General features: G+C 59.4%; 7 protein-coding genes and 3 pseudogenes. 6 read left to right on the top strand and 4 right to left on the bottom strand.

Going from position 1 to position 10,028, the window contains the following annotated elements:
* Positions 1-52: 52 nt before the first annotated feature.
* The 6 genes and pseudogenes from M0D66_RS37635 to istB (M0D66_RS37610) form a co-directional block, all read left to right on the top strand.
* Positions 53-979 (top strand): annotated as a pseudogene (locus M0D66_RS37635) (IS21 family transposase); the annotation flags it as partial.
* A gap of 9 nt (positions 980-988) precedes the next feature.
* The gene (gene istB / locus M0D66_RS37630) at positions 989-1,747 is read left to right on the top strand and encodes an IS21-like element helper ATPase IstB (RefSeq protein ID WP_266212925.1); all 759 of its coding nucleotides are present in this window, start codon (positions 989-991) and stop codon (positions 1,745-1,747) included.
* Between the two features lie 509 nt (positions 1,748-2,256).
* A complete protein-coding gene (gene ltrA / locus M0D66_RS37625; protein ID WP_266212924.1) occupies positions 2,257-4,041 on the top strand; it encodes a group II intron reverse transcriptase/maturase in 1,785 nt (594 codons plus the stop codon).
* Between the two features lie 18 nt (positions 4,042-4,059).
* Positions 4,060-5,132: pseudogene (locus tag M0D66_RS37620) on the top strand (IS110 family transposase); the annotation flags it as partial.
* 104 nt (positions 5,133-5,236) lie between these two features.
* Positions 5,237-6,280 (top strand): IS21 family transposase, encoded by a 1,044-nt coding sequence (istA, locus tag M0D66_RS37615; RefSeq protein ID WP_266212923.1) that lies wholly within the window; start codon positions 5,237-5,239, stop codon positions 6,278-6,280.
* Positions 6,277-7,113, top strand: coding sequence for an IS21-like element helper ATPase IstB (istB, locus tag M0D66_RS37610; RefSeq protein ID WP_266212922.1), 837 nt, complete (start codon positions 6,277-6,279; stop codon positions 7,111-7,113). Before istA ends, istB (M0D66_RS37610) begins: the two co-directional genes overlap by 4 nt.
* Positions 7,114-7,556: 443 nt before the next feature.
* Here the strand turns inward: istB (M0D66_RS37610) and M0D66_RS37605 are convergent, their stop codons facing one another.
* The 4 genes and pseudogenes from M0D66_RS37605 to M0D66_RS37590 form a co-directional block, all read right to left on the bottom strand.
* The gene (locus M0D66_RS37605; RefSeq protein ID WP_266212921.1) at positions 7,557-8,546 is read right to left on the bottom strand and encodes an IS66 family transposase; all 990 of its coding nucleotides are present in this window, start codon (positions 8,544-8,546) and stop codon (positions 7,557-7,559) included.
* A gap of 54 nt (positions 8,547-8,600) precedes the next feature.
* Positions 8,601-8,948: an IS66 family insertion sequence element accessory protein TnpB gene (tnpB, locus tag M0D66_RS37600; RefSeq protein ID WP_266212920.1), complete on the bottom strand. Its 348-nt coding sequence runs from the start codon at positions 8,946-8,948 to the stop codon at positions 8,601-8,603.
* Entirely contained in the window at positions 8,945-9,364 is a 420-nt protein-coding gene (locus tag M0D66_RS37595) for a transposase (protein ID WP_266212919.1), read from the bottom strand. The genes tnpB and M0D66_RS37595 overlap by 4 nt, the downstream gene beginning before the upstream one ends.
* A 66-nt stretch (positions 9,365-9,430) precedes the next feature.
* A pseudogene (locus M0D66_RS37590) lies at positions 9,431-9,912 on the bottom strand (IS3 family transposase); the annotation flags it as partial.
* Positions 9,913-10,028 lie beyond the last annotated feature (116 nt).

Here is a 10,028-nt window from a genome sequence, read left to right as displayed (position 1 = left end):
CAGCAACGGCGCGGATTCCGCCGCGTTCCTTCGCATTAGCTGAACCTGCTGATTAACAGAAATTGTCGTGCCCGACAACCTCAAGTCGGGCGTGCACAAACCGAGCTTCTATGACCCGATCGTAAATCGCACCTACGGCGCGATGGCTTCGCATTACTCCGTGGCAGTCATCCCCGCCCGCAGTAAAAAGCCCCGGGACAAGGCCAAGGTCGAGCAGGGAGTGCTCCTCGTACAACGATGGATTCTCGCCCGGTTGCGCAAACAACGCTTCTTCAGTCTTGCCGAAGCCAACCGGGCGATCGCCGCGCTGCTTGTGAGCCTGAACGACAAGGCATTCAAGAAACTACCCGGTTCGCGGCGAACCGCCTTTGAAGAATTCGAGCGCGCAGCACTCAAGCCGTTACCGGCGCACCCTTATCAATACGCCGACTGGAAGGTCGCCCGTGTCGGCATTGACTATCACATCGAACTCGTCGGCCATTACTACTCGGTCCCTCACCGCTTCGCGCGTGAACAGGTTGACGTCCGCTACACCACAGCCACCGTCGAAGTCTTCCATCGCGGCACGCGCATCGCCGCGCACGCAAAGAGCGATCGCCGCGGCGCTCACACCACGCTGACCGAGCACATGCCGGCCAATCATCAGGCCGTCACCGGCTGGGACCCGCAGCGCCTGCGCAACTGGGCCGCCACGATCGGCCCGCACACAGATGCCGTCATCCAGCATCTGCTCGGCGGCCGTCAGCATCCGCAGCAAGCCTATCGCACATGCCTGGGCGTACTACGACTGGCCAAAGACTACGGCAACCAGCGGCTGGAAGCCGCCTGCAGCCGCGCCATCGATCTGAAAGCGCCGAGTTACCGCTTCATCGACTCGACGCTGAAGAATGGACTGGACCAGCAGCCATCGCCGGTTGCGGTACAGCCCGACCTGCCGCTTGCGCACGCCAATGTGCGCGGGCCCGATTACTACCACTGAGGAAGCACTATGCTGAAACACCCAACCATTAACAAACTGCACGAGCTGCGCCTGAACGGCATGGCTGACGCGCTTACCGAGCAGCAGGGACTCGCCGACGTCGAGGCGTTTAGTTTCGAAGAGAGGCTGGGGCTTCTCGTCGAACGGGAGGTCAGCGTGCGCGAATCCCGGCAGACTGCGGCGCGGTTGCGCCGGGCGAAACTCAAGTTCTCCGACGCGGTGCCCGAAGACATCGACTACCGATCGGCACGCGGGCTGGATCGTGGACTCGTCAGCCAGCTTCTCACCGGCACCTGGATTCGTGAGCGCAACGACGCCGTGATCGTCGGCGCCACGGGCCTGGGCAAGACCTGGCTGGCGTGTGCGCTGGCAAACCAGGCGTGTCGTCTTGGTTACTCCGCGCTATACCTGAGAGTTCCCAAACTGAACGAGGAGCTCGCCATCGCACACGGTAGTGGTCACTATGCCCGGCTGCTGGCGCAGTGGGCCAAGACCGACGTGTTGCTCATGGACGATCTCGCGATGGCGCCGATGACTGACAGCACACGGCGTGATCTGCTTGAGATCCTCGATGATCGCCACGGCCACCGCTCAACCCTGGTAACCAGCCAGATTCCAGTAGATAGCTGGCATGCCGCGCTCGGCGATCCGACGCTCGCCGATGCCATTCTCGACCGGCTAGTGCACAACGCCTATCGCATCAATCTCAGCGGTGATTCGATGCGAAAACGCAAAAAGAGTTTGACCGAAAACCAGCAGTCAGAGTAAATATCGAAACCCCCGCGTCGCTGCGCTCCGAACGTCCAGCTTCGCGCGAAACCGCTGTCCACCTTCACGCGAAACGCGTGTCCAGCTTCCACGAATTACGCACACAGGGCACACCCCGGCGATTTCCAGCGCGGAGGCCAGCGTGAACCACGATAGCACGGTGTTTGTCGGTCTGGATGTTCATGTGCGACCTGAAAGTCGCTTGAGTTTCTGTTTCACTGGAGAATGTATGGCCTGATGAAACCGGTTGTTCCATCAACCGTTCCCTACCCGGACATGCCGAGCCGGCAACAGCTCGGTGTGAAGCTCTGGGGATAACGTAGCCGCCGGATAACCGGTACGCCGAGCCGCGAGGCCAAGCGGAATCTGCCAGCACGAAGGCGGAGAGGAGCAAGGGATGAGCGGATACGACCAACATATGTGAACTTCTGATAAACGTCGTCACCAGTAGCAAGCCAAACGTGCTGACAGGCTTGAACCAAAACGGTACGCGGTATGGAGTGGCCTTCGTGAACTGGGCCACCATGGACGACAAGCCGCCGGCGAATAGGAAGGGTCCGCCCCGCTCGGAAACTGAAGTGGAACAGGGTAAGCCCATAGTGCTGCCGGTCACGGCAGGCGAACCGCAAGGAACGCTGTTGGCGCTGTGGGTAAAGGAAAGCGGAGAAAGCGAACGCCCGCCTGTAATGGACGGGATACGGGCTGAAACATTGCCCGACGCGAAAGCGGGCAGACTTCCGCTCGGTCATTCATGGCGAGAGAGCCTTGACCAATCGTTATACGAGGAAAGGCAGATGACGGTAACCGGCGCGAAAGCGAGCGGGGCTGGTGCGTCCTCGCACGCTGCACAGATGTGGGATCAGGCGGACTGGTCACACATGGAGGCAGAGGTGAAACGACTTCAGGTGCGTATCGCCAAGGCGACCCGGGATGGCCGATGGGGCAAGGTGAAAGCGTTGCAACGTCTGCTGACTCGCTCGCATGGCGGCAAGATGCTTGCCGTCAAGCGTGTGACGGAAAATCGCGGTAAGAGAACGCCAGGGGTGGACGGCAGGATATGGGCATCCCCGGCGGCCAGGTGGAACGGAATGTTGTCGCTGCGTCATCGAGGCTATCGTGCGATGCCGCTGCGTCGCATTTATATTCCCAAGAGTAATGGACAAATGCGTCCGTTAGGAATCCCGTGTATGCGGTGCCGGTCGATGCAGGCTTTATGGAAGCTCGCTCTGGAACCCGTCGCGGAGACCCTGGCGGATGCCAATTCCTACGGCTTTCGGCCCGAGCGCTCGACCGCCGACGCTATCGAACAGTGTTTCAACATTCTGGCCAAGCGTGCTTCACCAGAATGGATTCCGGAAGGTGACATTCGAGGCTGTTTCGACAACTTCAGTCACGCCTGGTTTCTGGAGCACATACCGATGGATAAGGGGGTTCTGTGCAAATGGCTTCGAGCCGGATACATCGATGAGGGAACCCTGTTCGAGTCGCAGGCGGGTACACCCCAAGGGGGTGTCATCTCGCCCGTGATCGCGAATATGGCGTTGGACGGGCTTGAAGCAGCAGTTGATGCAAGTGTGGGAACATCCACACTTGCCCGCAGAAAGGCTCAGCTCAACGTCGTCCGCTATGCCGATGACTTTGTGGTGACTGGCGTATCGAAAGATGTGCTGGAATCCAAGGTGCTTCCGGCAGTCAGGCAGTTCATGGAGGCTCGGGGTCTGGAGCTCTCGGAAGAAAAAACCCGGATCACGAACATAGCGGCGGGTTTCGATTTCCTCGGTCAGAACGTACGCAAGTACGACGGCAAGCTGCTGATCAAGCCAGCGAACAAGAGCATCAAATCGCTGCTTGATAAGACCCGGGAAATCATCAGAGGCAACGCGAGCGCCACGCAGGAGACGTTGATACGCCAGCTTAACCCGGTGATCCGGGGATGGGCCCAGTATCACCGTCACGTCGTGTCGAAAGCGACCTTCTCCTCAATCGACTCGCACATCTGGCAACGGCTCTGGAAATGGGCGAAGCGTCGGCACCCCATGAAAGGAGCCCGGTGGGTCAGGCAACGGTACTTCCGGCGTAACGGATACCGGTTCTGGGATTTTGCGACAGAGGGTTCAACCGAGGGTGATACCTGCGGCCTGCAACTCTTCCGCGCAACGACGGTTGCGATTCAGCGGCACGTCAGAATCCGGGGACTGGCCAATCCGTTTGATCCGGCATGGACCAGCTACTTTGCCCGCCGTCGAACCGCGAAACGTTCCGTCGGCCTGCCCGGTGCCACCCAATGGTGCTGAAGGAATGGCTTGAGCCGGATGCGGGGCGACCCGCACGTCCGGTTCTCAGGGGGCGGCGGCGCAGTGATGCGTCGCTGCTACCCGACAAGGAGTCGATCACGGTGGCGTACGCGATCGATATGGGCGACGTGGAACTGCTGGGCAAGATCGGGACGCTGAAGGCGGATATCGATCGATTGTGCAAGCGCGTTCAGTCCAAGGCGCACCAGGTCCGCGTTGTCTATGAAGCCGGCCCCTGCGGCTACGGGCTCTACAGGGAACTCGTCGAAAGACGATTCGACTGCATGGTATGCGCGCCCTCCCTGATCCCGAAGAAACCAGGCGAGCGCGTCAAGACGGACCGGCGCGACGCGGTCAAGCTCGTACGCGCACTGCGCGCTGGCGACCTGTCAGCGGTACACGTACCAGATGTTGAAGACGAGGCGTTCCGGGACCTGGCTCGCGCGTGGGCTGCAGCGAAAGCAGATCTTAGACAAGCCCGCCAGCGGCTGAAGTCCTTCCTCCTATCGCATGGAGTCCGCTATTCAGGTAACGCCAACTGGGGTCCCGCGCACCGGCGATGGATAAGCGTACTTGCATTCCCCAACCACTGGCAGCAACTGGCTTTCGATGAATGCCGTCGCACGATTGAAGACAGGTTTGCGCAATGTGAGCGCCTCGAGGCGACCTTGCGCGAAGCTGTCGTCGGCTGGCGATTCTATCCGGCCATACTGGGTCTGCAGACCATGCGCGGCATACAGTTCATCACCGCCGTGGGCATGCTCTCCGAATTGGGGGACCTCTCCCGCTTCGAGCACCCGCGCCAACTGATGGCCTGGCTGGGCGTGACGCCCTCAGAGCATTCTTCGGGCGAGCGGCGGCGTCAGGGCAGCATCACGAAGAACGGCAACAGCTATGCAAGGAAGCTGCTCGTCGAGGCCGCCTGGAGCTACAGATACCCCGCACGCGTGAGTCCGGAAATTCAGCGCCGACATGAAGGCATTCCAAAACGCATCCTTGACCGTGCCTGGGACGCACAGGTTCGACTCTGCCGCCGATATCGCAAGTTGGCCGCGCGCGGCAAGAATGTGAACATCGCTGTCGTCGCCGTTGTCGCGCGCAGTTGTAAATTGATACAGCAACGCAGTTAGGAATTGATACACCTCGTTGTAGGGTTGCTCCTTTTGGGCGGCCCGTGATCAGCTACGAGGAGTACATGGAAATCGAGATTCTGCGTCGCCAGGGAAACAGCCTCCGGGACATCGCTGTCGAGACCGGCATGGCAGTCAACACAGTCAGGAAGTATCTGGAATCGGGTCCGCCGCAGCGTAAGGCCCGGCAACCAGTCGTCGGCAAGCTTGCACCCTTCAAGGCCTATCTGCAGGGCCGCGTCGAAGCGAAGCCGGACTGGATTCCGGCGACGGTGCTCAAGCGGGAGATTGAGGAGCGCGGCTACACGGGCGGCCTACGCCGGGTGCAGGAGTATCTGCAGAAGCTTCGACCCGCTGCACGCCCCGACCCGGTGGTCAGATTCGAGACAGAGCCGGGACATCAGATGCAGATGGACTGGATTGAGTTTCGTAAGCCGGGGCACAAACTCGGCATGCTCGCGGCGTTCGTTGCGACGTTGGGCTACAGCCGCGTCAGCTACGCGGAGTTTGTCACCGACATGCGTATCGAAACGCTGCTGGCTTGCCATGTGCGGGCATTCGAAGCATTTGGCGGCGTCACCCGAGAGATCGTGTACGACAACATGAAGACGGTGATCCTGAAACGCGATGCGTATGGCAAGAAACAGCATCGATATCATCCGGGGTTCGCTGACTTCGCCAAACACCATGGGTTCGTGCCTCGCGTCTGCAAACCATACCGCGCGAAGACGAAGGGCAAGGTCGAGCGTATGAACGGATATCTGCGGTATAGCTTCTGGGTCCCGTTGGTTTCAATGCTCAAACAGGCAGGGCTCACAGCCGACTGCGGCGTGTGCAATGAGCGCGTCAGGCTGTGGTTGCGCGACGTCGCCAACGTCCGTGTGCACGGCACTACCAAACGGGTTCCGGCCGAGGTGTTGCTCGAGGAGCGGCCGCATCTTCTTCCACTGCCGGCACCCTACGTGGGACGATCGGTTAGAACGGGCGCGACGCCGCATCAGCAGCCGAAACCGGCATCACGGTACGCGAGCTCGGAGTGGAACAAACCGTTGCAGCACCCGTTGTCGATCTACGACGCGTTCAGCCGCGCACAGGAGGTAAGCGCATGACGCCACAGCTCGAACGACTGACTGTGTTGTGCAAGCAGCTCAATCTGCTGCACTTGCCGACACAGATTGCGCACCTCGGCCAGATGGCCGCGAAACGCGAGCTCGGCTATCTCGACTTCCTCGAACAGGCCTTGAAGGATGAAGCGATGGCACGCGCGGAGCGAATGCGCCGGATGCTGACGCGTCTGGCTGGCTTCCCGGCAATCAAGACGCTTGATGAATTCGACTTCGAATTCGCGCTCGGCGTGCCGAAAGCTCTGGTTCTCGAACTAGGCAGTCTTGCCTTTGTGGAGCGTGCCGAGAATGTCGTGCTCCTCGGACCCAGTGGCGTTGGTAAAACCCATCTTGCTGTCGCGCTTGGATATCGTGCAACGCAGGCCGGGTTTCGCACCCGTTTCATCACTGCCGCCGATCTGCTGATGCAATTGACGACAGCGTTGCGCCGCAATCAGCTGGAGGAAACCATCAAGCGGATCACGAAGCCCTACAGGCTTCTCATCGTTGACGAGATGGGATACCTGCCCATGGACCGGGAGCAGGCGAACCTGCTCTTCCAGGTGGTCGCCAAGCGGTACGAAACCGGCAGTCTCATCCTGACCAGCAATCTGCCGTTCGGCCAATGGGACCAGACCTTCGCTGACGATGCAACGCTCACGGCGGCGCTCCTCGACCGGTTGCTTCATCACGCACACGTCGTGCCGATCTCCGGCGACTCGTACAGGCTGAAGGAAAAACGTCAGGCCGGCATGATCAACCGCATCCCACCGCCGCACCTAAACGAAGCGGACGACGTCAAACGCAAACGCAATTCGAAGGAGGCAGCACTCAGCTAAAGACCGTATGCGCGGGTGTATCAAATTTATATTGCGTTTGCGTTCGAAGCTGTATCAACTTGAGATTGCGTTTGACACCGTCGCACGCGAACTTGCGGGGTTCATCTGGGACATCAGCAAGCTCGCAATGTCGCTCGCCGTAACGCGAAACGAGCGGCCGGCGTAGCGCTGAGCTTTGCTACACAGATTCGACGAGTTTCCTGAAGGCGGCGTAGCCCGGCACCCGAGCAACCCGCGGTTGGACTATGCAACGGACATCATTCGATTTGCGGCTTTAGATAGCGGCAGGCTCAAGGGGCGGACCTCTGTAATGCGGTAACCAACCCGCGGATATCAGTGCGATCCACCGTCGAGACTTACTGCTACGCCGCCTCCAGGAAATTCATGTGCCTACCAGAGAAAAGCGAAAACCGGTCCCGATTGACACGGAAAGTCATATCAGTTCAATGGGCCCAGCAAGCGGCTTCGATAATCTGGCCATCGCGATATGGCGCGGAATACCCGCTATAGGCATCCGCTTGCAGGATTCCGCAATAGCCGTCGAGATGTGCTCTGGGCCTTTCGCCTTTGCGGTCAGGCGAGTACTGGTACCAGACCGCTGGCGGCGCCTGGTTGCCTGCTGGCCTATCGTCTCTCACATACGTCCATAGTCGCGCCGTGCGTGTCTTTCCGCGACCCGGATCTAACACTGGCACCGGCGTATCGTCGGTATGGATCTTTTGCGCCTGCAGGACATACTGGCCTATGGCGTCGGCCAGGGGTTCAAGGAGGCGACCCGCTTCGCGCACCCAAGAAGCCAGCGTTGCGCGATCAAGTTCGATGCCTGCACGGCGATAGATGCTTGCTTGTCGATACAGCGGGGTATGGTCAGCGTATTTGGAAACCACTACTTGAGCCAGAAGACCCGCCCCGGCCATACCCCTTGCGATTGGGCGGGAAGGAGCAGCAACCTGCACGACTTTGGAACAGCGACCACACGCTAGTTTGGAACGCACGTGCCGAGTCACCTTGAAGTAACCCGGCACATAATCGAGCATCTCTGAAACGTCTTCGCCGAGCGCACGCATATGGGTTCCGCATTCGGGACAGTCACAAGTCGCGGGCGCATGAACCAGGGTCTCACGTGGGAGGTGGTCGGGAAACGTGCGTGGTTTGCGGCGACGAGCGGCGGCCTTGTCTGTTTCCTTCGAATCGACCGTTTCGCCTTCGACGGGCAAGTCTGTAGTTGGAACGCTCGGCACCTGCTGTACGGGCAAATCTCCAAGCGCCAGTTCGAGCTGATCCATCAGCTCAGTCATACGCTCCGATGAACGACCGTACTGCCAGCGTTTAAGACGTGCAATCTCGGCCACCAACTGGGCAATCGTCTCATCGCGCGTGGCCAGCATACGCTTGAGTGTGGCGATGTCGTCAGGAAGGGAACTAGCGAGCATGTCTGTTATTTTAAAACATGCCCGCCGTTTCTGAACGCTTGTGCAGAGGCTTTTTTACGCTGCTCGAGTAGGCTGCCAGGTCCGTTCGGGTCGTCGCCAATCGATGCCCTCCAGGAGCATCGAAAGCTGCACTGCGGAGAGATGAATGCTGCCTGATTCGGCCTGGGGCCAGATAAAACGGCCGCGCTCAAGACGCTTCGCATAAAGATTCATGCCGTCGCCGCTCCACCACAAAATCTTAATGATGTCGCCACGCCGTCCACGAAAGGCGAAGACGTGACCAGAAAACGGATCAAGTTCCAGAGTGGATTGAACAAGAGTAGCGAGGCCATCCATGCCGCGACGCATGTCCGTAATGCCAGCGGCCAGCCAAATACGGGTACCGGAAGGAGGTGCGATCATACGGGCATCAGACAACGCAGCACTAAACGCAATTGAACGGGGTCGACCCTGCCAGTGAGCCGAACGCACGCGCCATTGAGCTCGATCTCGATGCTTGCTGCATCACGCGCAGGCCCCTCAGGATTTGCAGCTACCGCCGGAGCCGTGGAGGCCTCCGCTTTTACCTCCGTTGGCAAGGTCACAGGGAGTAGCACTGTCGCTCCAGCGCCGCCGTTGCTAAGCAACCCGGCGCGGTATTCGCGGCGCCATTTGAAAACCATATTTGGATTGAGTCCATGGGCCTGAGCAAGTTTAGCCACGGAAACATTGGATTCACAGGCCGCGATCGCGACCTGTCGTTTGTAGCCCGGATCGTAGTTCGGTCGGCCCTTGCGATTCGAAATCTGCATCTCATCTTTAGACAAAGTAGTCCCCATCACTTATTTGGTGGGGACTACTTTGGACACTATCCAGCTGCCTGTACATGCGGCCTTGAGATGACGCTTACCAGGTAGCTTGTTTTTCGAGTTGTATAACGTCGGCCTGCTCACGCCTATCCGTTGAGCCACCGCTTGCGCACTTTCCTCTCGAGTGCACAGCTCGATGACTGCCGCCTGCATCAGCTCTCGAGGCTGAGATACGCCGCCAGCGTTGCCGCCAATGCGCTTCCTGGTTTCAGGGCGCAGTTCATCAAGCCAAGCCGCGAGTGCACCGCGCCTCGGATATCCCAGTGCCCTCAGCGTGACAGCAGCACAGTGACCATGGCTCAGATAGTGCTCGACGGCCGCCTTCTCCTGTTCGGCCGAGTACTTCGCCCCCGAACGCACATAGTCAGAGGGAAGATCATGGCATTGTTCGTATTCCCGATGCCAACTTTTGAGAGCATTCTTTGCCGGGTAACCTAGCTGACGAATGGTGGCTGCGATGCGTTTTCCGAGTTTCATGTAGAGCTTAACGCTCGCATGCGGTCTTCGTACGAGTACATGGACTACCTCCATCCAATCAGTCCAAGTTTCTGCCGCCCCCCACACGGCGTGCCCCAAACACCGTCAGAACAGGATCTTTGCGCCCACGTTCACGCCCACGCCCTCGATCGTGTTA

This window comes from Paraburkholderia sp. SECH2, assembly GCF_030464795.1.
Taxonomy (GTDB): Bacteria; Pseudomonadota; Gammaproteobacteria; order Burkholderiales; family Burkholderiaceae; genus Paraburkholderia; species Paraburkholderia aspalathi.
Note: the sequence above shows the minus strand (reverse complement) of the source record. Positions and strands in the feature narration are given on the sequence as shown.